General features: G+C 64.7%; 20 protein-coding genes and 1 riboswitch. Of the genes, 11 read left to right on the top strand and 9 right to left on the bottom strand.

What is annotated here, in order from left to right:
• Positions 1–209 precede the first annotated feature (209 nt).
• From JOF47_RS13355 to mnhG, 6 genes are read left to right on the top strand one after another with little or no spacing between them, the layout of a single operon-like run.
• On the top strand, positions 210–3,197 hold the full coding sequence (locus tag JOF47_RS13355) for a Na+/H+ antiporter subunit A (protein ID WP_209999350.1): 2,988 nt from the start codon (positions 210–212) through the stop codon (positions 3,195–3,197).
• Positions 3,194–3,670 (top strand): Na(+)/H(+) antiporter subunit C, encoded by a 477-nt coding sequence (locus JOF47_RS13350; protein ID WP_209999349.1) that lies wholly within the window; start codon positions 3,194–3,196, stop codon positions 3,668–3,670. Before JOF47_RS13355 ends, JOF47_RS13350 begins: the two co-directional genes overlap by 4 nt.
• Positions 3,667–5,295: a Na+/H+ antiporter subunit D gene (locus JOF47_RS13345; RefSeq protein WP_209999348.1), complete on the top strand. Its 1,629-nt coding sequence runs from the start codon at positions 3,667–3,669 to the stop codon at positions 5,293–5,295. Before JOF47_RS13350 ends, JOF47_RS13345 begins: the two co-directional genes overlap by 4 nt.
• Positions 5,292–5,906, top strand: coding sequence for a Na+/H+ antiporter subunit E (locus JOF47_RS13340; protein ID WP_209999347.1), 615 nt, complete (start codon positions 5,292–5,294; stop codon positions 5,904–5,906). The genes JOF47_RS13345 and JOF47_RS13340 overlap by 4 nt, the downstream gene beginning before the upstream one ends.
• Positions 5,903–6,166 carry an MrpF/PhaF family protein gene (locus JOF47_RS13335; RefSeq protein ID WP_209999345.1) on the top strand — a complete coding sequence of 88 codons (264 nt, stop codon included), beginning with the start codon at positions 5,903–5,905 and terminating at the stop codon, positions 6,164–6,166. Before JOF47_RS13340 ends, JOF47_RS13335 begins: the two co-directional genes overlap by 4 nt.
• On the top strand, positions 6,166–6,573 hold the full coding sequence (gene mnhG, locus JOF47_RS13330) for a monovalent cation/H(+) antiporter subunit G (RefSeq protein WP_209999343.1): 408 nt from the start codon (positions 6,166–6,168) through the stop codon (positions 6,571–6,573). Before JOF47_RS13335 ends, mnhG begins: the two co-directional genes overlap by 1 nt.
• 67 nt (positions 6,574–6,640) lie before the next feature.
• Here the strand turns inward: mnhG and JOF47_RS13325 are convergent, their stop codons facing one another.
• The gene (locus JOF47_RS13325; protein ID WP_245356364.1) at positions 6,641–6,892 is read right to left on the bottom strand and encodes a DUF4235 domain-containing protein; all 252 of its coding nucleotides are present in this window, start codon (positions 6,890–6,892) and stop codon (positions 6,641–6,643) included.
• A gap of 80 nt (positions 6,893–6,972) precedes the next feature.
• A riboswitch (TPP riboswitch) is annotated at positions 6,973–7,094 on the top strand.
• A gap of 53 nt (positions 7,095–7,147) precedes the next feature.
• Here JOF47_RS13325 and JOF47_RS13320 point away from each other — a divergent pair.
• Both JOF47_RS13320 and JOF47_RS22360 read left to right on the top strand, forming a co-directional pair.
• The gene (locus JOF47_RS13320; protein ID WP_209999341.1) at positions 7,148–7,783 is read left to right on the top strand and encodes an ECF transporter S component; all 636 of its coding nucleotides are present in this window, start codon (positions 7,148–7,150) and stop codon (positions 7,781–7,783) included.
• Between the two features lie 15 nt (positions 7,784–7,798).
• Positions 7,799–10,159: an ATP-binding cassette domain-containing protein gene (locus JOF47_RS22360; protein ID WP_209999332.1), complete on the top strand. Its 2,361-nt coding sequence runs from the start codon at positions 7,799–7,801 to the stop codon at positions 10,157–10,159.
• Positions 10,160–10,281: 122 nt separating this feature from the next.
• Here the strand turns inward: JOF47_RS22360 and JOF47_RS13310 are convergent, their stop codons facing one another.
• Complete coding sequence (locus JOF47_RS13310; protein WP_209999330.1) at positions 10,282–10,743, bottom strand: NUDIX hydrolase; 462 nt, start codon at positions 10,741–10,743, stop codon at positions 10,282–10,284.
• Positions 10,744–10,780: 37 nt separating this feature from the next.
• Complete coding sequence (locus JOF47_RS13305; protein WP_209999328.1) at positions 10,781–11,656, bottom strand: aminodeoxychorismate lyase; 876 nt, start codon at positions 11,654–11,656, stop codon at positions 10,781–10,783.
• Between the two features lie 135 nt (positions 11,657–11,791).
• On the opposite strand from JOF47_RS13305, the gene cls reads away from it, so the two are divergent.
• Positions 11,792–13,288, top strand: coding sequence for a cardiolipin synthase (gene cls, locus JOF47_RS13300; RefSeq protein WP_209999325.1), 1,497 nt, complete (start codon positions 11,792–11,794; stop codon positions 13,286–13,288).
• 44 nt (positions 13,289–13,332) lie between these two features.
• Here the strand turns inward: cls and JOF47_RS13295 are convergent, their stop codons facing one another.
• The 4 genes from JOF47_RS13295 to JOF47_RS13280 all read right to left on the bottom strand — a co-directional run bounded on the left by JOF47_RS13295 (position 13,333) and on the right by JOF47_RS13280 (position 17,237).
• A complete protein-coding gene (locus JOF47_RS13295) occupies positions 13,333–15,381 on the bottom strand; it encodes a chorismate-binding protein (protein ID WP_209999309.1) in 2,049 nt (682 codons plus the stop codon).
• A complete protein-coding gene (locus JOF47_RS13290) occupies positions 15,371–15,868 on the bottom strand; it encodes a low molecular weight protein-tyrosine-phosphatase (RefSeq protein WP_245356363.1) in 498 nt (165 codons plus the stop codon). Before JOF47_RS13290 ends, JOF47_RS13295 begins: the two co-directional genes overlap by 11 nt.
• A 172-nt stretch (positions 15,869–16,040) precedes the next feature.
• Positions 16,041–16,661 carry a LysE family transporter gene (locus JOF47_RS13285; RefSeq protein ID WP_209999305.1) on the bottom strand — a complete coding sequence of 207 codons (621 nt, stop codon included), beginning with the start codon at positions 16,659–16,661 and terminating at the stop codon, positions 16,041–16,043.
• Between the two features lie 123 nt (positions 16,662–16,784).
• Complete coding sequence (locus JOF47_RS13280; RefSeq protein ID WP_245356362.1) at positions 16,785–17,237, bottom strand: MarR family winged helix-turn-helix transcriptional regulator; 453 nt, start codon at positions 17,235–17,237, stop codon at positions 16,785–16,787.
• Between the two features lie 205 nt (positions 17,238–17,442).
• Between JOF47_RS13280 and JOF47_RS13275 the strand changes: the two genes are divergently transcribed.
• Both JOF47_RS13275 and JOF47_RS13270 read left to right on the top strand, forming a co-directional pair.
• Entirely contained in the window at positions 17,443–19,506 is a 2,064-nt protein-coding gene (locus JOF47_RS13275) for an MMPL family transporter (RefSeq protein ID WP_210001653.1), read from the top strand.
• 255 nt (positions 19,507–19,761) lie between these two features.
• A complete protein-coding gene (locus tag JOF47_RS13270; RefSeq protein ID WP_209999301.1) occupies positions 19,762–21,582 on the top strand; it encodes a DEAD/DEAH box helicase in 1,821 nt (606 codons plus the stop codon).
• Positions 21,583–21,897: 315 nt separating this feature from the next.
• On the opposite strand, the gene JOF47_RS13265 is transcribed toward JOF47_RS13270, so the two are convergent.
• Together JOF47_RS13265 and JOF47_RS13260 are read right to left on the bottom strand one after the other, a co-directional pair.
• The gene (locus tag JOF47_RS13265; protein ID WP_209999299.1) at positions 21,898–23,103 is read right to left on the bottom strand and encodes a metal-dependent hydrolase family protein; all 1,206 of its coding nucleotides are present in this window, start codon (positions 23,101–23,103) and stop codon (positions 21,898–21,900) included.
• 36 nt (positions 23,104–23,139) lie between these two features.
• Positions 23,140–24,519, bottom strand: a complete 1,380-nt coding sequence (locus JOF47_RS13260; RefSeq protein WP_245356361.1) for an MFS transporter — start codon at positions 24,517–24,519, stop codon at positions 23,140–23,142.
• Positions 24,520–24,692 lie beyond the last annotated feature (173 nt).

The following is a 24,692-nucleotide window of genomic DNA, read 5'->3' as shown; positions in this document are numbered from 1 at the left end:
GCCGCGGGCCAAAACCGGCTTTTGTGTCGGGCGGGATCATCGGGAAAAGTCCCCTAAACGCCCGCGGGGCCCGGAGAATTCCCGCAGGTAAAACGCGGATCCGTGCCGCCGGGCGGCGAGGGCGGACGGCTCCCCGGCTGGTAGGCTGGAACCCCTGACCTTGACCATTTGTTGCCAGGACTCTGGCCGCGCCGACCTCAGGAGATACTGTGCTCCTCGTCCTGTTTGCGCTCTTTGCCGTGGCCGGCATCGCTCCGCTTGTTTTCCGGAAACTGGGTCGTTCAACGTTCTACATCCTGGCGGCCGTTCCGGCCATCGCCTTCGTGTGGCTTTTGAGCAACTTCCCGTCATTCACCAACTCACAACAAACCGAGGCTAGCGGGCTCCCGAATGCGCCGCCGTCCGAGCTTTATGCGTGGATCGGGCCGTTGGACGTCCAATTGGATTTCCGTATGGATGCGCTCTCCGCGATCCTCTGCCTGCTGGTTCTGGGCGTCGGGGCCCTGGTGCTGTTCTACTGCGCCAGGTACTTCAAGAGCGAAGACGCGAACATCGGCACTTTCGGTGCCCAGCTGCTGGCCTTCGCCGGCGCCATGTTCGGCTTGGTGATCGCCGACGACTTGATCCTGATGTTCATCTTCTGGGAACTGACAACGGTCCTTTCGTACCTGCTGATCGGCTTCAACCGCACCCGCATGAGTGCCCGGCGTTCGGCGCTGACCGCGCTGATCGTCACCACCTTCGGCGGGTTGACCATGCTCGTGGGCCTGGTCATGCTGGGCCAAGCCGCAGGAACCTACCGCATCTCCGAGATCATGGCCATGGCCCCCGAACTCGTCTCGATGGGCACGTTCATCGACGTGGCGATCCTTCTGGTCCTGGTCGGCGCCGTGTCCAAGTCGGCCCTGGTGCCCTTCCACTTCTGGCTCCCCGGGGCCATGGCCGCGCCCACCCCGGTCTCGGCCTACCTGCACGCCGCCGCAATGGTCAAGGCCGGCGTCTACCTGGTGGCACGCCTGGCCCCCGGCTTCAACCAGACAGCCTTCTGGGAGCCGATGCTGCTGGGCCTTGGCCTGGCGACACTGCTGATCGGCGGCTGGCGCGCCCTGAAACAGCATGACCTGAAGCTGGTGCTGGCCTACGGAACCGTCTCCCAGCTTGGCTTCCTGATCCTGATCATGGGGCTCGGCGACGCGAATGCGGCGCTGGCGGGCATGGCCATGATGCTGGCGCACGGATTCTTCAAGGCGACGCTCTTCCTGGTGGTCGGCATCATCGACCACAAGGCGGGAACCCGCGACCTGCACCAGCTCTCCGGGCTCTACAGGAGCTCCCCGCTGCTCTTTGCCGTCGCGGCCATAGCCGCCGCCTCCATGGCCGGCATAGCGCCCCTGTTCGGCTTTGTCGCCAAGGAATCGGTCTACGAGGCGCTGCTCGACTACGCGGGCACCAACGGAACCCCGGGCACGCTGCTGCTGGTCGGCGTGGTGCTCGGCACGATCATGACCTTCGCCTATTCCGCGCGCTTCCTCTGGGGCGGATTCGCCACCAAGCAGGGACTTGCTCCCACTCCCTTCCCCAAGGTCCCGGCGCTGTTCCTGGCCCCGCTGCTGGTGCTCACCTTTGCCACGGTGGCCTTCGCCTGGGTGCCCGGGGTGCTGGAAGACATCATCGACCCCTACGTGGGCCTCTTCCCGGCCGCCGAGCACCCGATCCACCTGGGCCTCTGGCACGGATTCACCCCGGCCCTGGGGTTGAGCGCCCTGACGATGCTCGTCGGCACCGCGCTGTTCCTGGCCCGCGAAAAGGTCTTTGCCGTCCAGTCCAGGGTCCCCGCGCTGCTGGATGCGGACCGCGACTACAAGCACCTGGTCAATGGCGTGGACAACCTCGCGATCTGGCTCACCGGCCGCACCCAGCGAGGCTCGCTTTCCTTCTACCTGGTCGTGATCCTGACCGTGGCGCTGGTGGTCCCGACGTTCGTCTCGGTCTGGTTCACCACGCCGGCGCCGGGCAACTTCATCGCCTTCGATTCCCCGGCCCAGCTGGTGATCGGGCTGATCATCATCATCGGAGCCATCGGCGCGCTGCAGGCGGACCGCCGCTTCCTGGCCGTGCTCATGGTCTCGGTCACCGGCTACGGCATGGCCGCGGTCTTCGCCCTGCAGGGAGCCCCGGACCTCGCCGTCACCCAGCTGCTGGTCGAGACCATCGTGCTTGTCGCCTTTGTGCTGGCGCTGCGCGCGCTGCCCGTCGAGATCTGGGCCAAGAACCCCACGGGGCACCGGCTGGGCCGGGCCCTGATCGGCATCGGCTTCGGCGCCTCGATGGTGTACATCGCCGCCACCGCCATGGCCTCGCGCATCGCCGAGCCGATCTCGCTGGCCTACCCGGAGCTGGCCTACACCGGCGGCGCCGGCAAGAACATCGTGAACGTGACGCTGGTGGATATGCGCGCCTGGGACACCTTCGGCGAAATCACGGTGCTGGCCGCCGCCGCCACGGGCGTCGCCTCGCTGATCTTCGTCCGCGGCCGCGGGGACTCGCGCCTGCGGGCCTCGGCAGTCGCCACGGGTTCGGTCGACCTCGGCTCCGAGGCCATCGGGAGCCACGGGGGGAGCAAGGCCGGACTGGCAGTGGCCCGGAACTTCGCAAGTTCCCCGCGCGACTCGTGGCTGGTCGCCGGCCACACGCTGGCCCCGGAACGCCGCTCGATCACCTTCGAGGTCGTCACCCGGCTGCTCTTCCACACCATCCTGCTGGCCTCGCTGTACCTCCTGCTCACCGGGCACAACACCCCGGGCGGCGGCTTTGCCGGCGGCCTGCTGGCCGGCCTGGCGCTGACCATGCGCTACCTGGCCGGCGGGCGCGTGGAGCTTGCCGAATCGACCCCGATCAGCCCCGGCACCATGATGGGCGTCGGGCTGGGCCTGGCCTCGCTGACGGCCGTGGCCCCGCTGCTCTTCGGGCTGCAGATGTTCACCTCCGCCGCCTTCGAGTTCACGCTGCCGCTCTTTGGCACGCACAAGTTCGTGACCTCAACGATCTTCGACATCGGGGTGTACATGGTGGTCATCGGGCTGGTCATCGACGTGCTGCGCTCGCTCGGCTCGGAAATCGACGAGCGCTCCGAGGGCCGCAGCCCCACCGACCTGCACGACCAAGTTTCAGACGCCGACACGGGAGTGGGACGATGAGTACCAATGTCACATTGCTCATAGTGATGGGCGTGCTCTTTGCGGTGGGCATCTACCTGCTGCTTGAACGCAGCCTGACCCGGGTGCTGCTGGGCATCGTGCTGCTGGGCAACGGGGTGAACCTGCTGCTGCTTTCCACCGGCGGGCGCCGCGGGCTGGCCCCGCTCTACGCGTCGGGCACCGACCCGGCGGAGTATTCCGACCCGCTGCCGCAGGCGCTGATCCTCACGGCGATCGTCATCACGTTCGCGGTGACGGCGTTCATGCTCGGCATCATCTACAGGTCTTGGGTCATCTCCCGGGCCGACGTCGTCGCGGACGACGACGAAGACTTGCGCGTGTCCCAGCAGTCGCCCTTCGACTTCGAGGAAGACTCGCCGGTCCCCGAGGACACCACCGAATTCGACGGCGACGAATCCGTCCCGGCATCCAAGACCAACACGAACACCGACCCGGGGGAGGCCCGCGCATGATCGATGCCCCGCTCACCGCGGTGTCCTTTGCACCGCTTGCCGTCGCGCTGCCGATCTTCGGCGCCGCACTGGCCTTCATCCTGCGCCGCCACAAGCGTTCGCAGCGGCTTGTCACCATCGGGGTGCTGGTCTTCACACTGGTGCTTGAGTCCTGGATGCTCGCCACCGTCTGGAACGGGGGGACGTACTCCGTCACCCTGGGCGGCTGGGCGCCTCCCTTCGGCATCTCCATGGTGGTCGACGGGTTCTCCGCGTTCATGCTGGTGGTCTCCACCATCGTCTCGCTTGCCGTGTTGCTCTACGCCACCAGCCAGGGCATGGCTGACGGCGACGAGGACGGGCCCGTTTCGATCTTCCACCCGGCCTACCTGATCCTGGTCGCCGGCGTCTCGAACGCTTTCCTGGCCGGTGACCTGTTCAACCTCTACGTGGGCTTCGAGATCCTGCTCACCGCCTCATACGTGCTGCTGACCCTGGGCGGGACCAACGCGCGCATCCGCGCCGGCACCACCTACGTGGTGGTCTCCGTGGCCTCCTCGCTGCTGTTCCTGATCGCCATCGCGATGATCTACGCGGCCGCCGGCACCGTGAACATGGCAGACCTGGCGGTGAAGCTGCCGCAGGTTTCCGAGGGGACCCAGATGGTGCTGCACGTGATGCTGCTTGTCGCCTTCGGCATCAAGGCCGCGGTGTTCCCGCTGTCCTTCTGGCTTCCGGACTCCTACCCGACGGCCCCGGCCCCGGTGACCGCGGTGTTCGCGGGGCTGCTGACGAAGGTCGGCGTGTACGCGATCATCCGCACCGAGACGCTGCTGTTCCCCGGGAACGAGCTTTCGACGCTGCTGATGGTCGCGGCCGGGCTCACCATGCTGGTGGGGATCCTGGGCGCCGTGGCGCAGACGGACATCAAGCGAATGCTCTCCTTCACGCTGACCAGCCACATCGGCTTCCTGATCTTCGGCGTCTCCCTGGGCAACCAGCTGGGCATGGCCGCAACGATCTACTACGTGGCGCACCACATCGTCGTCCAGACGTCCCTCTTCCTGGTGGTCGGGCTGATCGAGCGCCGCGGTGGCACCTCGAACATCGACCGCCTGGGTTCGCTTGCCAAGATCTCCCCGGTGCTGGCCCTGCTCTTCTTCATCCCGGCCATGAACCTCGGCGGCATCCCGCCGTTCTCCGGCTTCCTGGGCAAGCTGGGGCTGGTCCAGGGCGGCGCCGAGCTGGGCACTCCGTTGGCCTGGGTGTTGATCGGCGTTTCGCTGCTCACCTCGCTGCTGACGCTGCTGGCCGTCGCCCGCGTGTGGAACAGGGCGTTCTGGCGCAAGGCCGAGGACGCGACCGACCCGGACCCGTTGCTGCTGGTCGGCGTGCACGGCGCCCGCGGGGAGACCTACGACATCGTCGCCGACGAGCCCGCAAGCCGCTACAGCGACCGGGGCGACACCGCGCTGCTGCCCAACGGCATGGTCGCCATGACGGCGGTGCTGGTCCTGGTGGGCCTGGCGCTGACAGTGCTGGCCGGACCGATCTTTGAGTTCAGCGACAGGGCCGCGGCCCAGATCATGGACAACGGCAACTACATCGAGGCAGTGCTCGGGTCTACGACGGAGGTCTCGCAATGAGTCCGCAGCAGCGCCTGAGCGATGCCAAGAACGAAAGCGGCAAGCGCCAACGCGCCACGCTGCGCCAGGAACTCCCGCTGCTGGTCTGGATGGTCCTGGTGTGGGGTGCGCTGTGGCAGGACTTTGCACCCGGGAACCTGGTGTTCGGGCTGTTGCTTTCGCTGATCGTCGTCAATCTCTTCCAGCTGCCGCCGGTGATCCTTTCGGGCCGCTTCAACGTGCTGCGGGCCTTCACCTTTACGGTGGCGTTCCTGTGGGACGTGGTGCGTGCAAGCTTCGAGGTCATGTACCTTGCGGTGTTCCGCGGGCCGAAGACCAAGAGCGCCGTGGTTGCCGTGTCGCTGCGCACCGAATCGGACCTCTTGGTCACCGCGGTGGGACACGCCCTGACGCTGGTGCCGGGGTCCTTTGTGGTGGAGGTCGACAGGCGCTCCTCCACGCTCTACCTGCACGTGCTGAACATCAAGGACCAGACCGGCGTCGAGAAGGCGCGCGCCGATGTGCTGGACCTCGAGGCGAGGCTGATCCGCATGATGGGCAGCAAGGACGAGCTGGCCGCATTGAACGCCGAATCGAACGACGCCGCCATGGGCACGGAAGGGACGCCATGAGTGTAGTTTTGTGGATTTGCGGGACGATTCTTTCGGTATCCGCCTTCCTGGCCATCATCCGCCTGGTCAAGGGACCCTCGATCCTCGAGCGGGTCATCGCCACCGATGTGTTGCTGCTGATCGTTTCGGCGGCGCTGTGCCTTGAGATGACGGTGAACAAGCACACCAACAACCTCGTGTTCGTGGTCCTGGCCTGCCTCGTGGGGTTCATTGGCTCGGTCACGGTTTCCCGCTATGTCACGGACCGGAGGAACGCCTGATGAACGACACGATCATCGACATTGTTGCCGGCGTTTTCATGATCTTGGGCTGCCTCATGTCCCTCGCCGCGGGCATCGGCATGCTCCGCTTCCCGGACCTGCTTTCACGCATGCACGCGGCGACCAAGCCCCAGGTGTTGGGCCTGTTCCTGTTGCTTTCCGCGCTGGGCCTGGAGCTTCGCAGCTGGGCGGTTGTCCCGGTGTTGCTGTTGGCCTGGATCGTCCAGCTGCTCACCGCGCCGGTCTCGGCCCACATGGTTGGCCGCGCCGGCTACCGCACCCGCCACCTCAAGCGCGACACTCTGGTCACCGACGAGCTGGCCAAGGTCGTTGATGCGGCAGGAAAACGCGAAAGCCAAGAGCGCGGTGGGCATCCGGGTTCGGACCGCACCGACTTCATGGATTAGCGTCCGCCGACGGGGACACAACGAAAAGGACCCGAAGAAGAATCTTCGGGTCCTAGAAGTCACTAAGTTACGAGCTCTTGGTGAACTTCGCAATTGCCTTCTGTGTGCCGCGGTCGGTGAGCACCTGGATCAGCGCCGCGGTGATGGCCGAAAGCAGGGCAAACGCGATTGCCTGGCGCATTGTGGCTTCCGCTTGGGCTTCCTTGTTTCCGTGCTTTGGAGGCTGCTGGCCGGTAAACCCGACCCACAGCTTGTCGACGATCTTCCCGCCGACGAATCCTGCGGCGATGGAGATCAAGGGGCCAAGAAGTTTCATCATGCGGTTCACGAGTGCTCCCAATGTGTTGCGGCAACGGTACCTTCCCCAGCATAGCCTGCGGTAGCATGGCAGGACTGAAACAATCACGACAGGGGAGCGCCGCACGGTTTAGTCCGTGCCAAGGCGCTGAGAGTGCGGAAAGCCGCAGACCCTCGAACCTGCCCCGGCTAGTACCGGCGAAGGAAGTCGAGTTCTCAGGGGTGCGCTGAGAAATCGCATTCCCTCCCCTCCTTGTATCCAAGGAGGATCACCATCATGAGCACCATCGAAGGCCGCAACGGCCGAAACACCACAGCACCCAAGACCAACGCCTGGCGTGTCGTCGACATTGTCATTGCCGCGGTCATCGCAGTTTCCTCGGGCGTCATCTTCTGGGCCTGGAACAACACCCACCACGTATTCGACGTCTTGTTCCTGGCCTTCCCGCCGTCCTCCGCACTGCTGGCGGGCATGTGGCTGTTCCCCGCGGTACTGGGTGCACTCATTATCCGCAAACCCGGAGCCGCACTCTTCTGCGAACTTGTCGCCGCAATGGTGAGCGCGCTGCTGGGTTCCGAATTCGGCTTGACGGTATTGGCTTCCGGACTGGTCCAGGGCCTGGGCGCCGAAGCCGTCTTTGCCGCGTTCCGCTACCGCCGCTGGAACCTGCCCGTGGCACTGCTGGCCGGCGCCATGGCGGGCCTGTTCGGCGGCATCAACGACGCCTTTATCTTCCGCTGGTTCCCCGAATACACCATGGCCATGCAGCTGACGTACGTTGCCTTCATGACCATCTCCGGCATGGTCATTGCAGGCCTGCTGTCCTTCTACGCCACCCGTGCCCTGGCCAAGACCGGTGCGCTGGGCGCCTTGGCCAGCCGCAAGGCGGCAACCGAACCAACGTTCGGCTAGGAAGGTCCCGAATCCATGAACACCCCTTCAACGCTGCGCCACGGATCCGGCACCCCGCTGCCGAACAAGCATGCTGCGGCCGTGTCGGTCACCGCCAAGGACTGGGGGTGGCGCCACGCAGACCGGAGCAACCCGGCCCTGTGGGGACTCGACCTGGAAATTCACGCGGGGCAACGCGTGCTGTTGGCCGGCGCTTCCGGTGCCGGCAAGTCCACGCTCCTCTATGCCCTGGCCGGGGTCCTTCACGAAGACGACGAAGCATACTCCTCCGGGGAACTCCTGCTCGATGGCCAACCAGCGTCCGAGGGCCGCGGCATGGTGGGGCTCATGCAACAAGACCCCGAAACCCAAGTGGTCCAGGCCAGGGTCGGTGACGACGTGGCCTTTGGAGCCGAGAACCTGTCGGTGCCGCCGGCAGAGATCCAGCGGCGGGTTGTCGAGGCGCTCGACGCGGTCGGCCTGGATGTCCCGCTGGACCACCCGACGGGCGCACTTTCGGGCGGGCAAAAACAACGCCTGGCGCTTGCCGGAATCCTTGCCATGGGACCGGGCCTTGTGCTGCTTGACGAACCCACGGCAAACCTTGACCCGGCCGGGGTCCTTGAGGTCCGCGATGCGGTCATCAAGGCTCTGGACTCCACCGGGGCAACGCTGCTGATCGTCGAACACCGCCTCGACGCCTGGGCACCGTACATGGACAGGGTCATCGTGCTGGAACCCGGAGGAGGAGTGGCGCATGACGGGAGCCCCGAGCTGCTCTTTGCGCCGGGCCAGGTGCGCGATGAACTCATCTCGGCGGGCGTCTGGGTGCCCGGGTACTCGCCCACGATCGAGGCCATCGATCCGGTCCCGGAGAACGGCCCCGTTTTGCTGGAGGCCAAGGACCTGTCGGTCACCCGGAAAAAGGGCGGAACGGTTGCCGCCGGCAACCTGGACCTCCGAATCACCGGCGGCAACTCCTGGTGCATCCGCGGGGCCAACGGGGCTGGCAAGTCGACGTTTGCGCTGACCCTGGGCGGGCTCCTGCCCCAGGCCTCGGGCAGCCTGATGGCCACCGGGGAGCTCGCCGACGGCACCGAAGCACGCCCCTACAATTGGCGTGCAACCGAGCTGGTCGGCCGCATCGGTTCGGTCTTCCAGGAGCCGGAGCACCAGTTCGTGGCCGCCACGGTCCGCGAGGAACTGGCCTTCGGTCCACGGCTTGCCGTGAAACCCGGGACCAAGGAACCGCTCTTCGACGCCGAGTCCATCGAGCAACGGGTCGATGAACTCTTGCTGCGGCTCCGGCTCGAACACCTGGCCGAAGCCAACCCGTTCACCCTTTCGGGCGGGGAAAAACGGCGGTTGTCGGTGGCCACGGTCCTGGCCTCCAGCCCGGCGATCCTGATCCTCGACGAGCCGACCTTCGGCCAGGACGCAAACACATGGCGGGAGCTTGCCATGCTGTTGCGCGAGGAGTTGGCCCGCGGCACGGCAATCATTGCGGTGACCCACGACGTCGACTTTGCCAGGGCGTTGGGCGCCGAGGAATTCTTCATCAGCGCCGAACCCCGGAAAGCCGGTGAAACCGAAAGCCGGACCGGTCTGCTTGAGGCCGATGCGCGCGGCGGTGCCAGTTTCCTGGGCAGGGCAAACCCCCTGGCGAAGCTGCTGGCCGTGGGACTGGCGACCATTCCGCTGGTTGCCAGCATGGACTGGGTCAGCAGCGGGTTGGTGGTGCTGGTGACGGTACTGGTCCTGCCGTTGGCGGGGCTTTCCCTGGGGCGGTTCCTCTCCAGGGCGTGGCCGCTGCTGCTGGCCGCCCTCTTCGCCGCCTGGGGCACGGCCCTGGTGGGCAACGATTCCGGGGACGTGCTGCTGAACCTGGGGATCTTCACTATCACCGAGGGCTCGGCCGCGGCGGGTGCCGCGACCGGGCTGCGTGCCTTCGCCGTCGCCGTGCCGGCCGTGCTGGTGCTGTTCACCACCGACCCCACCGACCTTGCCAACGCCTTGGCGCAAAAAGCGAGACTTCCACACCGCTTTGTCCTCGGGGCGCTGGCCGGCATGCGGCTGCTTGGCTTGCTCATCGAGGAATGGACCACCCTGGGCATGGCTCGGAGGGCCCGCGGAGTAGGAAGCCGGGGTTCACTCGGCCAACGCGTGCGGGCGAACCTGGGCCAGGTCTTCGGGCTGCTGGTACAGGCGATCCGGCGCGCCTCACGCCTCGCCGTGACGATGGAAGCCAAGGGATTCGGCACCTCCGCACGGACCTGGGTGCGCGACTCGCTCTTCACCGCGCGGGACCTCTGGATAGTGCTCTTCGGGCTGTTGCTCGGTGCCGCGGCGACGCTCGGTGCGGTGCTCGCGGGAACCTGGAATCTGGTCTGGGCCTAAAACGCGCAAGCGGTTCCACCAACAGGGGGCCTTGTCCCGGGCATGGTTTCATTCCCGGGACAAGGCCCCCTGTTGATTCGGCCGTCCGGTTCCGCCGGGCCGCGATGCCGCGATGCGGGAAACTAGGCGTCGAATCCGAGCGATGCGATCGGTGCGAGTGTTCCCTCGCGCAATCCCTCGAGCACGTAACGCTCATGGGGAGGCATCGGCCCAGGAAGGTCGGCCAGTTCAAACCACCGCAGGTCCGCACATTTCTCCGGTTCCCGGATGACTGGGTCGCCCGACCACCGGTCGCACGAGAAGAAGAAATCTACGCGCTGGTCCAACAGCCTGGTCCCGCCGTTGGTCCTGTGCAGGGTGGTCAGCGGGGTGAGTGCATCCGGGTTGATGGAAACGCCGATTTCTTCCATGGCTTCCCGTACTGCGGCGTCGGCGGCCGATTCCCCGGCCTCCACGTGCCCTGCTGCGGCGCAGGCCCAATGCCCGTCCATGAAACCGGTGTTTTGCCGCAATTGCAGCAGGACCCGGTCGCCGCGAAGAAACAGCACGTATGCGGCGGGAACCACCGCGAATCCCTTGCTCATGCCGGGATCTCCCGCACTTCGCGATGCATGCCCGGCCCTAGCCGATCGAATCGACCATTGCGGTGAGCTCCGCGTGGAGTTCCGCATCGCGGGCAACGCCGACGCCGTCGATGGAGTTCACCGGTGTCAGCAGGCGCACGCTGGAGACCAGCCAGACCGCTTCGGCGTCCATGAGGTTTTCGGGGGTCAGCGGGCCGTAGCCCAGCACCCAGCCGGCGGCCTTGGCCGCATCGAAGATTGCGCCCTGGGTGGTGCCGGGAAGGATCCCGGTTTCCAGGGTCGGGGTGATCAGCCGCTTGACATCACCGTCGCGGTGGGCCATCAACACGGTAGAGGTCGGGCCCTCCAAGACGATTCCGTCGCTGGAGATGAAAATGACGTCGTCGGCGCCGTTCTTCTTGGCATGGCGCAGGGCCGCCATGTTCACGGCGTAGGAAAGGGTCTTGGCACCCATCAGCAGCCAGGGCGAACGCTCGGCGACCGTCGAATCGTAGCCGCGGTCCAGCAGGATCACGCTGATCCCGCTGTCGCGCTGGGTGCGTCCGAGCTCGGGGGCCGCGGAGACCGTGACCCAGCAGGTGCCGTGGGCGGTTCCCTCGGTGCCTCGCGTCGCGATCAGCTTCACCACGGCCTCTTCGCTCGGGGTGCTTGCGTCGAATGTTTCAACGGCCGTGGCAATGGCTGCACGCCACGCTTCCTCGCCGGGGATCGCCAGGTCGCAGGTATCGGCCGACACCCGCAGGCGGGCCAGGTGCGCGTCGATCTTGCGGACCACCGAGCGCGTGTAGAGCACGGACTCGAAGACCCCGTCCCCGCGGGTAACACCCTGGTCCAGGACCGAGAGCTGTGGAGTCATTGCATCGGCGATGCGGCCGGCGGGGTAATCGGGGTCAAGGAACACAAGTGCAGTCATGGCTACAAGATTACCGGTGCACCGGGGCCTGCGGCGGAAACCGGCACCGGCCGGGCCGGAATTTCCCGGCTGGACCTGGCACTGAAGGTACGCTGGTAATGGGGGCCTGATGGCGGCTCTGGCAAGGAGGAAGTCATGGATGCTGGCAGCGGTGCACTCACCGTCGGCGCAGCCCTGTGGTCGGTCGCCGTCACCCTGGAGATCGTTATCCGCATCACCATGATCGGGATCGTTCCGGGCAACCGCCGCCCGACAACCGCCATGGCGTGGCTTCTGGCCATCTTTTTCCTCCCGGTCGTCGGATTGCTGCTGTACCTGCTCTTTGCCAACATCAAGCTCTCCCGCAGGCGCACCCTCCGGCAAAAGCGCGTCAACGACTCGATCCTTGAAACCACCCAGCACATGGCCGCTGACCAGGCGGTGCCCGATGCCCCGGACTGGGTGCTCTCGGCCGTGGCGCTCAACAAGGCGCTCGGGGCGCTGCCTCTGCAAAAGGGAAACGCCGTCGAGTTCATCACCGGCTACGCCGAATCCTTTGTCCAGATGCGCCATGAAATCGACAGGGCACAACGCTACATCCACGTGCAGTTCTACATTATGGGCGACGACGAAACCTATGTGGGCCCGATCCTCGAAGCCCTGGAACGCGCGGTGGACCGTGGCGTCAAGGTCCGTGTGCTCTTCGACCACCTCGGGACAATCCGGGTCAAGGGCTACCTGGCGCTGACCCGGCGGATGACCGACGCCGGCATCCACTGGCGCCGCATGCTTCCGTTGGCGCCCTTCCAGCGCCAATGGCGGCGCCCGGACCTGCGCAACCACCGCAAGATCGTGGTCGTGGACGGGCACGTGGCGTTCACCGGGAGCCAGAACCTGATCGAACCGGGCTACAAGCGGGCTTCTTCCCGCAAAAGCGGCCGCGCGTGGGTTGAACTCATGGCCAAGGTCCGCGGGCCGTTGGTCACCAGCCTGGACGTGGTCTTTGCAACGGACTGGTCGCAGGAACAGGAAAGCGACGAGGACCTGATGCGGGACCTCGCCGACGTGGAGACCATCATCCGGGAGACGCCGGACGCGGGCGAGGCGATCGGCCAGCTGGTGCCCAGCGGACCCGGCTTCGAGACCGAAAACAACCTCCGGCTGTTCAACACCCTGATCTACTCGGCAACCGAACGGCTCTCCATCACCAGCCCCTATTTTGTGCCCGACGATTCGCTGCTGTACGCGATCACCACGGCCGCCCAGCGCGGCGTGGCGGTGGAACTCTTTGTCTGCGAAAAGGGGGACCAGTTCCTGGTCCACCGGGCGCAGCAGTCCTACTACGAGGTGCTGCTGAAAGCGGGGGTGCGGATTTACCGCTACCGGGCCCCGGACGTGTTGCACTCGAAGTGCTTTACCGTGGACGACGAGGTCGCGGTGTTCGGCTCCTCAAACATGGACATACGATCGTTCTCGCTGAACCTGGAGATCACCCTGATGCTCCTGGGCCCGGACATGGTGGCCGAACTCATGCGGGTGCAGGACAGCTACCGCGCGGAATCGGTGGAGCTGACCCTGGGGGAATGGAAGAGCCGCAAGCCGCTCAGCCGCTGGATCGACAACGTAGCACGGCTCTCGGCCACCCTGCAGTAAACACCCTGCCGTGGACGCCCGGGCGAACCATGCGCCGCCCGGGTTCAGTCCGATGCGTCGGGGAACACCGAGCCCAGCGCCGACAACACGCCGAAGGCCTTGGTGCGGACCTCGTCCCATTCTTCCTGCGGTGATGAGTCCGCGGTGATGGCACCGCCGACGCCGAGGCTGAGGTTCCACAGGTCCTGCTCCGGTTCACGGACCATCACGAGCGTGCGGATGACCACCGACAGGTCGGTGGCCCCGGTGGCCGAAAAGTAGCCGACCGCGCCCGAGTAGAGCCCGCGGGCCCTGCCGTCCTCGAGCCCGTCGAGGATCTCCATGGTCGAGATCTTCGGTGCACCGGTCATGGACCCGGCGGGGAACGCCGCGGCGATGGCCTCGGCGCGCGAGGCGCCGGGGAGCAACCTGGCGTCGATCGTTGAAACCATCTGGTGCACGGTGGCGTAGGTTTCAATGGCGCAGAGCCGGGAAACCGAGAGCGTTGCCGGGTCCGCGAAATGCGAGAGGTCGTTGCGCAGCAGGTCCACGATCATGATGTTCTCCGCGCGGTCCTTCGGCGAGGATGCCAACTCCGCCTTGAGCGCCTGGTCCGCCTCCGGCGTGGCACCGCGCGGCCGGGTGCCCTTGATGGGTTCGGCGCGCATCCAGCCGTCCGCGCCGATCGACATGAAGCGTTCGGGGGAGGTGCTGGCCGCGGCCATGTCGCCGAAGCGGAGGTAGTGGGCGAACGGTGCTGGGTTGGCAGCACGCAGCCGCAGGTAGTTCTCCCACGGGTCGCAGGCAACCCGGGCCGAGTGCAGGGAGGTGGTGAGGCAGACCTCGTAGCTGTTGCCCTGGCGGATCTGTTCCTGGGCGGCACGGACCTTGGCCAGGTAGCCGGGCCTGTTGTCGCGGACAGCGAACCGCGGGGCCGGGGCCAACGCCGGGGGTTCCGGCGCGCTTCCGGGCAGGGCCTCCAACGCCGCCCGGACGCGGGCGGCAAAGGCCCCGGGATCGGAACCCGCCGAGCACAACAGGTGCACGGTGTTGCTTCCATGGTCCAGGACGACAACCTGCGAGGGCCGGATCAGGGCCGCGTCGGGGATGGCCCCGGGGCCGGCCGGATCCGTGCGGAGATCGCTTCCGCCGGTTTCGCGCTTGAGCTCGTAGCCCAGGTAGCCCAGCCATCCGGGCACAAAGGGCAGTTCCGTCTCGGCCGGGAGGAAGGAACCGGTGTCCCATTGTTTCGCCAGGAAATCGAAGAAGCCGCCGGCGATCCTGGCCGTGGCGGTGCCCTCGTGCAGCGTCCCGGTTCCTTGGAGGTGTTCCAGGACGGCGCTTTCGTCGGTGTCGGCCGCGGCCATGATGCTGAAGCGGTTGCGTTGCCGGGGGTCGGCAAAGGAAAGATTGCTGGATTCGAGCAGCACGGTGTGCCGCTCGTTTGCGTACAGGGCCGCGAAAAGCGCTGCCGTGTCCGGGCTCCCCGGGAGGCTGAGGTGGACCGGTTGCCTGGCCGCGGCCTCGGCCCGTTCCGGGGCCAGCAGGGTGTAGAACTTGGGAAGCGCCTTCAGGGCCCGCAGCGTGTGTCCGGGTGCGCTCCCGTCGGCCCTGTTCTCGAGCCTCACCTGGGCATGCTCCGGGACGGGGTCGGCGCGCAGGTAGGTTTCTTCCTGGTCCGCCCAGCGGTCCCAGTGTGCGGCAAAGACTTCCCCATCGCGGGTCAATGCCCGCGTCTTCCGGGTCTCGTCGGCGACCTCGACCCATACCAGGGCATCGAGCAGTTCCCGTGCCGCGGCGCAGCCTGCCCCGACGCCCTCGATGATGACCACCGGCGCGGCGGAGAGGGTGCTTGGAGCCCCCGGGGTGCCGGCGGCCCAATCCCAGGTGTTCCAAGTTGCGTTCCGGCCCCGGCGCAACGGGACCAGGACGTCGGAGACGTATGAGGCCATCCCTGCGGCAAGTCCGTCCCACCCGGGGTAGATGTCTTCGAGGTGGAAGACGGTTACCTCGCGGTGGCGTCGCAGTTCGGTGGCCAGTTCGGCCGCGAGCGTGCTCTTCCCTGCACCGGATCGACCGTCAATGCCAAGGATGAGCGCCGGGCTAGTTGCCACGTGAAGGCATGGTGTGGGCGCGCACGTAGTCGAGCACTCCCGGAATGGCAGCGTGGATCATTTGCCAGCAGAGGCGGAAATCGGCCGAGTCCCCGAACCAAGGGTCGTAGATGCCCTGTTCGTCGTGCGGAGACGTGGCGAACGATGTGTCGAAGGAGCGCATCATGCGAAGCGCGGGGCGTTGCTCCGGCGCAACCGCCTGCAGCAGCCGTTCCATGGTCGTGTAGTGCTCTTCGTCCATGGCCAGCAGCAGGTCGATGTCCGTGAGCTGGGCCGCGTCGATGGAGGCGGCCCGGTGCGTCTCGGGGTTGATCCCGTGGGATTGCAGGATGGAGGCGGCCCTCGGGTCGATGGCGGCTCCCGTTTCCCCGTGGCTTGTGCCTGCGGATGAAACCGTGACGTCGGTGATTCCCGCGTCGTCGAGTGCCGTGCGCAACATGTACTCGGCCATGGGGGAGCGGCAAATGTTGCCTGTGCACACTGTCATTATCCGAAACATGGTTTTAGTTTAGGACGCTGACGCCCCTAGTGACAGGCTCAAACGCGCCGAGTGCAGAAGGTTATCGGATTGTGCCCTGCGGCTGTGGCCGGCGGCGTTCCCTGGGGGACTCCGGCAATAGCTCCAAAGGGCAATGTCAGGGGCCGACCCGGGACCCTGGCTAGTGGATAAAGGCGAGCAAGGCTGCCACGAAAATGAACAGCGTGCCGAACGTCATATTCAGTATTTTTTGCCCGCGTTCGGTGGCGGTGAAGCGGCTGAAGCTCTTGGCGGCGGCGGCGAAGAAGAACCACATGACCAGAATGTCGACAATCACGATGGTCGTGATGAAAACCGCGTACTGCCCAAGCGCCGGCTGGTCCAGGCGTATGAACTGCGGGGTGAATGCCAGGAAGAAGACGATGGCCTTGGGATTGAGCAGGTTCACCCACAGGCCGCGCCTGAACATCGAGAACGCCGGTTCCTGCCCGCGCATGTCGATTTCGTCGGGGCTCTGGGGCTTGGCAAGAATGAGCCGCACGCCAAGGTAGACAAGGTATGCGGCGCCCGCATAGCGGATGCCCGTGAAGAACATGGGGGAGCGTGAAACCAGCAAACCCACGCCCGCCGCCACGACAACCACGTGGACCAGCAGCGCCGCCTGTTGTCCCAGGATGCCCCAGATGGAGCGCTTGAATCCCGAGTTCAGCGAGTTGGTCATGGTGTTGATGGCGCCGGCGCCCGGGGTGAAGCTGATGAGCGTGGACGCGCCAAGCAGGGATAGCCAGAGGGAGAGAGTCACCCTGCAATCTTATGTGAGCTGGAACATCGCCCTTGAAAGAGGGTGCTTGTCATTGAATATGGGGGCGGTGACGAAGCGAATGCCCGAGCGTGCTGTGCAGGGCAACCCGGGAACCGGCGCGCCTTAGGGGCCTGTGCCCCGGCGGCTTGCCTGGTCGATACCGGCGATGGCATCGATCATGAACTTGGAGATCAGGGCGATGTCACGGTCCTCATAGGAGGAAATGACCTCCATCATGCTGGCTGAGAGTGGCCCGAACATGGTTCGCCCATCCACCTTGGCCTTCTCCGTCATTCGAATGCGCACCACGCGCCGGTCCTTGTCGACGCGTAGGCGTTCAACGTGGCCGCTGCGCTCGAGCCGATCGAGCAACGCACTGGTTGCGGGGGAGCTGAGGCTGAGTTCACGTGCCAGGTCCCCTGGGGTCGGTGGATTGCCTGCCAGCTCAAAACGCATGATGGCAGCCAGCGCATTCATGTCGGTTCGGTGGGTCTGGTGGCGAGTGCCGGTGGATTCCACGTAGCGATCGGATGCCTGCGCAAACTGCTGGAGCAGCAGTACAAGTTCACGTGCCATGTTGGGATCCATGGCAACAATCATACGTTTAGACTTGAAGTAGTTCCATGATGGAAATACTATTTAGTCGAGAGACTTCGTCTCACTGTAGGAAGTCGACTAGCGCGATGATGGGAAAACTGTGGAAAATCAAGTTGCCGGTTCTACGGAGCTTGCAGAAAAACTAGGTTCGTCCGGCAATAAAAGGCGGCCGGTCGGCGGCAAGGTGCGCGCGCTGGTTGCCGTGGTCCTGGTTCTTGCTTGGCTGGGCATCGCCGGGGTCGGCGGACCTACTTTCGGCAAATTGGGTGATGTGCAGACCACAGACCAGGCTTCCTTTCTCCCCGCGTCGGCCGAGGCGACCCGTGCCCTTGAATGGCAGGCGAAATTCCGCACCTCCGATGCGATTCCAGCGGTCGTTGTCATCGTCGGCGACACAAAGCTGGATCAGGCGGCCATCGCCGAGGTGGCAGAGTCGCTCAAGGACCTGCAGTCGCTCGACGGCGACATTGTCGGGCCCTTCCCGTCGGACGACGGACTTGCTGCCCAGCTGCTGGTGCCGCTGAGCGCCGCGGGTGAAACCAAGGATTCCGTTGACATGCTGCGCAAGGAGCTTTCCGAACGTGTCCCCGAAGGCGCACTGGCCTATGTGACGGGGCCGGCCGGCTTCAACGCCGACCTTGTGGAGGCATTCGGCGGAATCGACGGGGTGCTGCTTGGCGTTGCGCTTGTGGCGGTGCTGCTGATTCTGCTGCTGGTCTACCGTTCGTTCCTGCTGCCGCTGGTTGTCCTGTTCACGTCCGTTGCGGCGCTGTGCGCGGCCATCGTCGCCGTGTACTACATGGCCAAGGAAGGATGGATTCGTCTGGACGGACAAAGTCAGGGAATCCTTTCCATCCTGGTCATCGGCGCCGCGACCGACTACTCACTCCTGTATGTGGCCCGGCACCGCGAGGCATTGGCCCACGGGGCCGACCGCTGGGAAGCCGCAACCAAGGCGTGGAAGCGTTCGGTCGAACCGATTCTTGCATCCGGCGGCACGGTGACGGTCGGCCTGCTCTGCTTGCTCTTCTCCGACCTGAACTCGAACAAGGCGCTGGGTCCGATCGGCGCCAGCGGCATCGTCTTCTCCGTCATTGCGGCGCTGACATTTCTTCCTGCGGCGCTGGGCCTGCTCGGGCGTTCAGCATACTGGCCGTTTATGCCGAAACCGGCTCGTCCGCTGGGGCCGGAAGAGCTCCCCGAAGGACTGTGGGGAAACGTTGCGAAATTCGTTGGCCGCCACCCCCGCCCGATCTGGATCATCACGGCCATTCTCCTGGTCGTGGGCGCGCTGGGCGTGACCCAGTTCAAGGCATCAGGTGTCCCGCAGAGTGAACTCGTCCTGGGGCAAACCGATTCCCGCGACGGTCAAGTGGTCCTGGGTGAGCATTTCCCGGGCGGAACGGGCAGCCCGGCATTCGCCATCATTGACAGTGCCAAGGCCGAGGACGTGCTTCTGGGGATCGAGGGCCTGGGTGGAGTGGCCTCGGCCTATCTCCAGGCTCCCGACGGTGGCCCGGCCATGTCCGCAGCCGGACGGGAAGCGCAGGTAGTTGACGGACGATCGCTGATTTCGATCACGCTGGATGACGCCGCCGACTCGGATGCGGCCAAGTCAACGCTAATTGAACTACGCACTGCAATCCACGCCGTGGATCCGGAATCCATGGTCGGCGGCACCACTGCAACACTCAGCGACACCGCCACGACCGCTGAAGCGGACCTGGCCAAGATCATCCCGCTGATCCTGCTCGCCATTTTGGTCATCCTGATGTTCTTGCTGCGTTCGATCGTCGCCCCGCTGTTGCTGGTTGCCACCACGGTGCTGTCCTACGGAACCGCGATGGGCGTATCGGCGTGGGTGTTCAACGGAATCTTCAAGTTCCCCGGCGCCGATCCATCGGTTCCGCTCTTTGGATTCGTATTCCTCGTCGCGCTGGGTGTCGACTACAACATCTTCCTGATGACGCGCGTCCGCGAAGAATCGTTGGTGCACGGCACCCGTGCGGGCCTCCAGCGCGGACTGTCGGTGACAGGCGGCGTCATCACCTCCGCCGGGGTGGTGCTTGCAGCAACTTTCGCTGCACTAGGCATCATCCCGATCATGTTCCTGGTTCAGCTTGGATTCATCGTGGCGTTCGGCGTCCTGCTGGACACGCTCGTGGTTCGCTCGTTCTTGGTCCCGGCCTTGGTGCATGACATTGGCAGGCGTGTGTGGTGGCCAAGCAAGCTGGGTCAAGGAAGGTAACGGATCTCTCGTACGGTTCCCTGCGGGGTACTGCTAAGATGGAAGCTTGTAGATCGGTATGGCTCGAGGATCAGCTTCGAGGCCTGAAGGTCTATGCGTCGACAGATTAGATTTCCCGATCCGCCGCTTGTTTCACATCCTTCTTGCGATTGAACGCGGCTGCATCATGTGCGCTTTGCGCCATCTAGGCTCTCTCTTTCTTCGGCGATCACGCGCGTCGAAACCGTCGTGCGAAGCTTTGAGAGAAAGTACCACGTGAGTCCTTCATTCACTTCCCTTGGCGTGCCCGCAGTCCTTGCAGAGGTCCTCGCGGCCCAAGGAATCGAATCGGCATTCCCCATCCAGGAAGCAACCCTGCCAACCACCCTCAAGGGTGGCGACGTGCTGGGTCGCGGTCAGACCGGTTCCGGCAAGACCCTGGCATTCTCCCTTCCCGTGGTTGCCCGCCTGGCGGCCAACCCGAAGCCGCGCAAGGCCCGCTTCCCGCGTGCCCTGATCATGGCTCCCACCCGCGAACTGGCAACCCAGATCGCCAAGGTCGTCGAGCCGTTGGCCGAGGCCTTCGACCTGCGCACCGCGGTTGTCTTCGGCGGCGTTTCCCAGCTGCGCCAGGAAAAAGACCTCAACGCCGGCGTTGACATCCTCATCGCCTGCCCGGGTCGCCTCGAGGACCTGCTCAAGCAGCGCGTTGCAGACCTTTCCCGCGTGGAGATCTCCGTGCTGGACGAGGCCGACCACATGGCCGACCTCGGCTTCCTGCCGGTCGTCAAGCGCATCCTGGACCAGGCGCCGCGCGGCATCCAGCACCTGCTCTTCTCCGCAACCTTGGACAACGGCGTGGACAAGCTCGTCCAGCGTTACCTCGAGAACCCGACCGTGCACTCGGTCGATGCGCCGCAGGCAGCAGTGAACACCATGGAACACCACGTGTTCCTGGTGTCGAACGACGACAAGAAGGAACTGGTCCGCACCCTGGCATCGGGCACCGGTCGTCGCATCATGTTCATGCGCACCAAGCACCACGCCAAGAAGATGGCCGTATGGCTGGGCAAGTGCGGCATCCCTTCGGTGGACCTGCACGGCAACCTGAGCCAGAACGCCCGTGACCGCAACCTTGCGGCCTTCGCCGCCGGCGACGCCCGCGTGCTGGTTGCCACCGACGTTGCGGCCCGCGGCGTTCACGTCGACGGCGTTGAATTGGTTGTCCACATCGACCCGCCGGCAGAGCACAAGGCCTACCTGCACCGCTCGGGCCGTACCGCCCGCGCAGGTTCGGACGGAACCGTTGTCACCATCGCGACCCCGGACCAGCAGGGTGACGTGAAGTCGCTGCTGAAGGCCGCAGGCCTGAAGGTGCCGATGGTCAAGGTCACCCCGAACGCCCAGGTTGTCTCCGACGTTGTCGGCGAACGCGCCGAGCCAGTTGCATACGTAGCCCCGCAGCTGCGCACCCAGGCAACGGTCCGCAAGGACACGCTCACCGACTCGGACGCTGCAGGTGGCCGTGGCCGCCGTCGCGGTGGACGCGGTACCGCAAAGGTCTCCGCGCCGGCCAAGAGCAATGGTGGCGAAAGCCAGCGTGGCCGCGATGAGAACCGTGGCGAGCGTCGTACCGAGAACCGTGGCAACGCAGCTTCCTCGACCCGCAACAGCGGTGGCGAGCGTCGCAGCGAAAACCGCGGCGAGGGCCGTGGCTATGCAGCTCCGGGCGCCCGCAGTGGCGAACGCCGTGGCAACGGTGCCGCCGCAGGTCGCGGTGGCGAGCGTCGCAGCGACGTCCGCACCGACAACCGCGCGGATCGCCGTGCGGACATGCGCCAGGATTCACGTGGCGAGGACCACGACGTAGCCCGCCGTGGCGCCGGCGCCGGTGCCGGCCGCGGTTCCGCCTCTGCCCGAAACAACTCCGGCCAGCGCCAGGGTGCCACTTCAGGTTCCCGCCCCCGCGGTGGAAACACCATCGGCGACGCGCTGGGTGCTTCCAAGGTTGAAGCAGCCACCGGTGCCAGCCGTGGCGGACGCTCGCGTGGTCCGCGCCGCGCTTCCTCGCCGGCCTCGAACAACCGCGGCTACTAAGCCCGGTCGGTCGTCCAAGAGGCGGCCGAAGGCTTGATGCTCCCTGGTGGGCCCTGCTTTGCAAGAAATCTTGCAAAGCAGGGCCCACCAGTCGTTTAAGAATGTTCAGGTTTTGAAACTCGCATCCGTTCGGATGAATCGCGCCAAATGTCGGTCGGCCCGGACTTCGGACGACTCGCGCGCAAGCCGATCCAGTTGCTGCTTACCACTCGGGTGGAGATCGCTCTACAGGTTGGAGCGTGGCAAACGCCTGGCACGCAAGCCACACTGTGAGTGTCGAACAACTGGAATCTGTTGTGGTTCTCGCCGTGGTGATTAGTGCTGCCGATAGCGCACCACCCGTCCACCCGCGACGACTATCCTCCGGTGCTCGTCGGCTGTTATTGCTGAGATGTCCATCAACGGGTTGGCATCCACTACCAGCAGGTCCGCGTGGTGCCCTGCGGCAACTTCACCGACTTGGCCGGTCAGGTTCAGCAACTCGGCACCGTTGATAGTCGCCTGCTGAATCAGTGCCAACGGGTCGATTACCTTGGCGCGCAACTGGAACTCTGCCAGCTGCCAGCTGTGACCTTCACCGTGTAGGTCAGTACCGTAGGCGATCTTCACTCCGGCTCGGTGGGCTCGGTCCAGCGAATCGAGCCCGGATTCAAGCACACCGGAGAGCTTGCGCTGCTTTTCCACAGGCAGACTCGACCAGTTTTCTTCGCGAGTCAGATAGGCGAAAGTCGCCAATGTTGGTACGTAGAAGGCGTCGTGTTCCAAAAACAGCTCGATGCTGCGCTCGTCAAGGAAATTACCGTGCTCGATGCTGCGAATTCCGCAGACAAGCGCTCGATTGACCGCCTCGGCAGTGTAGGCGTGGGCGGCGATGTACCGCTGGGCTAGGTTAGCCTCGTCCACCGCAACTCGAAGCTCGGCCTCACTGAAGCCCAGCGCCTCCATCCGCATCTTGGAGATCACCCCGCCGCTAACGGTCAGCTTGATATGGTCGGCTCCGTCGCGGAACTCCTTTCGAAGCGCCCGGCGTATCTCCACCTCCCCGTCGCAGACCACAGTCAGCGCATGGCCTCCTGTGGGGGCGAAGATGGGCCCGCCGAACTTGATGGCAGGGCCCACTATCAGGCCTTCATTTACAGCCCTGGCGATCCCGGCATCGGCTCCGCCCATATCCCGTACAGTAGTGAAGCCACGCTGTAACATGTCTCCCAGCACTCCTGCGGCGCGGGCGCCGACGTAGTAGGGAGACCATTCCTGTAGGTCAACAAAGTTCCCAGAAACTTGCATGACGTGCGAATGCGAGTCGATAAGCCCCGGCAAGACCGTCATTCCTGACACGTCAATGACCTGTGCGCCGCGGGGCTCCGCCGTTGAAGGTACGATCGCCTGGATAGTTCCGTCTGCGACGAGCACGCTGTGGTTCTCGAGCAGATTGCCGGTGCGCACATCTAGGATGTTCCCCCCGTAGAGGACCAGATCGGCGTCAGTGGCACCTTGTTGTTCGGTGCTGATGTGGTTCATGAATAGCTTCCTTTCAGCTGATTGCCGTGGGCAAAACTACGTGGCGCTCCTGGTAGCGCTGATGTCTTCTAGCGTGCGTCCCTTGGTGTCCACTCCGAAGATGAGAATCGTCAAAGCCCCTGCCAGAAGCACCGCCATGATCATTGCGAAGATGCCGCCGAATCCCAGCTGGGCGTAGCCCACACCGATAATGATCGGGGCTGCGATGCCTCCAATGCGTCCGACGGCCGAAGCTGTACCTACGCCAGTGGCCCGCAGATTGGTTGGGTAAACCTCTGGCGTGTAGGCATACAGGCCTGCGTAGCATCCGTTCATGAAGAAGGAGATCATCGACCCGAAGACAAGTACTTGACTGGTGTCACCAGAGCGGGCCAGCAGGAAGGCCGACACTACGCCGCCGACGAGGTAGGTGAAAATCAGCACCTTGCGCCCGAGCTTTTCGTTGAGGTAAGCAGCGCTGTAGTAGCCAGGGATCTGGGCGATGGTGATGATCAGTGTGTAGGTGAAACTCTTGGTGATGGTCATGCCATTTGCCACCAGCAGCGAGGGAATCCACACGAAGAATCCGTAGAATGAGAAGGTGACGGCGATCCAAAGTACCCACAGTACGATGGTGCGCTTGAGCTGGTCGCGAGCGAACAATTCGGCGTGGCGGAAAAGCTTCGTGGTGGAGCGTTGTCCGCGAGCCGATGCCACTACCGTGGCGTCAGCGGTAGGGCGGTTGGCTGCCAGCTTGCCGTTTTCCAGGTTCGTGGCAATTTCTTCTGCCTCAGCCACTCGGCCCTGTGCTATTAGCCAGCGAGGCGACTCCGGCAACACTCGACGCCACCACAGCAGCAAGACAACTGGCAGCGCTGTGACCAGCTGGCCGATGCGCCATCCTTGGGCCATCGGCGCGACAACGAAGGTGCCAATCAATGCAGCGCAGAGGTAGCCCAACGAGAAGAACCCGGCCACGGACCCGACGAAGAGTCCGCGCTTGGCTGCTGGGATCAGTTCGGAAATAAACGTGGGGATGATCGCAGCCTCGGCACCCAAACCAATGCCAGCCAATACGCGTAGTGCGAAGAACATCTCCCAGTTGACGGAGAAGGCAGCGATTGCGGTAGCGACCGCATAGAACGCTAGCGCATACATCATGACTTTGCGCCGGCCGATTCGATCGCCCAGCACGCCGGCGACTAGAGCACCGATCAAGATGCCGATCAGTAGTGAGCTGCCGATCAGTCCAGTCTGGCCTCCGGTGAGGTTCCACAACGGGGTGATGATGGGCAGGACATAGGAAACCAGCGATCCGTCCATGCCATCGAAGAGTAGGCCTAGGCCCCCGATCATGGCCAATTTGTAGTGCGGGCTGGCTACCCGCATGTTTTCCATGCGTTCAATGACGCTCAGTCCCTGCTTTACGGACTCCATAGGTCTCTCCAGAAAATCGATAGGCTTCCCCGGCCATCTCAAGTTAGGACACGGCATCTTTCGGAGGCATTGCCACGACTAGCTCGAGTCATTGTGATGGAAGGGACGGGCGAAAATGCGTTGACGGAATGGTCTTGAAACTAAACCGCAATGGCAGACAAGCGATGGACGGC

The organism is Paeniglutamicibacter kerguelensis, from assembly GCF_017876535.1.
GTDB lineage: Bacteria > Actinomycetota > Actinomycetes > Actinomycetales > Micrococcaceae > Paeniglutamicibacter > Paeniglutamicibacter kerguelensis.
The sequence above is the reverse complement of the archived record's forward strand: the minus strand, read 5'-3'. Positions and strand labels throughout refer to the sequence as shown.

Bases quoted from the DNA above. Each gene is read 5' to 3' on its own strand.
- JOF47_RS13350 (WP_209999349.1), top strand. From the start codon at position 3,194: ATGAGTACCAATGTCACATTGCTCATAGTGATGGGCGTGCTCTTTGCG.
- JOF47_RS13345 (WP_209999348.1), top strand. From the start codon at position 3,667: ATGATCGATGCCCCGCTCACCGCGGTGTCCTTTGCACCGCTTGCCGTC.
- JOF47_RS13340 (WP_209999347.1), top strand. From the start codon at position 5,292: ATGAGTCCGCAGCAGCGCCTGAGCGATGCCAAGAACGAAAGCGGCAAG.
- JOF47_RS13335 (WP_209999345.1), top strand. From the start codon at position 5,903: ATGAGTGTAGTTTTGTGGATTTGCGGGACGATTCTTTCGGTATCCGCC.
- mnhG (WP_209999343.1), top strand. From the start codon at position 6,166: ATGAACGACACGATCATCGACATTGTTGCCGGCGTTTTCATGATCTTG.
- JOF47_RS13325 (WP_245356364.1), bottom strand. From the start codon at position 6,892: ATGATGAAACTTCTTGGCCCCTTGATCTCCATCGCCGCAGGATTCGTC.
- JOF47_RS13320 (WP_209999341.1), top strand. From the start codon at position 7,148: ATGAGCACCATCGAAGGCCGCAACGGCCGAAACACCACAGCACCCAAG.
- JOF47_RS22360 (WP_209999332.1), top strand. From the start codon at position 7,799: ATGAACACCCCTTCAACGCTGCGCCACGGATCCGGCACCCCGCTGCCG.
- JOF47_RS13310 (WP_209999330.1), bottom strand. From the start codon at position 10,743: ATGAGCAAGGGATTCGCGGTGGTTCCCGCCGCATACGTGCTGTTTCTT.
- JOF47_RS13305 (WP_209999328.1), bottom strand. From the start codon at position 11,656: ATGACTGCACTTGTGTTCCTTGACCCCGATTACCCCGCCGGCCGCATC.
- cls (WP_209999325.1), top strand. From the start codon at position 11,792: ATGGATGCTGGCAGCGGTGCACTCACCGTCGGCGCAGCCCTGTGGTCG.
- JOF47_RS13290 (WP_245356363.1), bottom strand. From the start codon at position 15,868: ATGACAGTGTGCACAGGCAACATTTGCCGCTCCCCCATGGCCGAGTAC.
- JOF47_RS13280 (WP_245356362.1), bottom strand. From the start codon at position 17,237: ATGGCACGTGAACTTGTACTGCTGCTCCAGCAGTTTGCGCAGGCATCC.
- JOF47_RS13265 (WP_209999299.1), bottom strand. From the start codon at position 23,103: ATGAACCACATCAGCACCGAACAACAAGGTGCCACTGACGCCGATCTG.
- JOF47_RS13260 (WP_245356361.1), bottom strand. From the start codon at position 24,519: ATGGAGTCCGTAAAGCAGGGACTGAGCGTCATTGAACGCATGGAAAAC.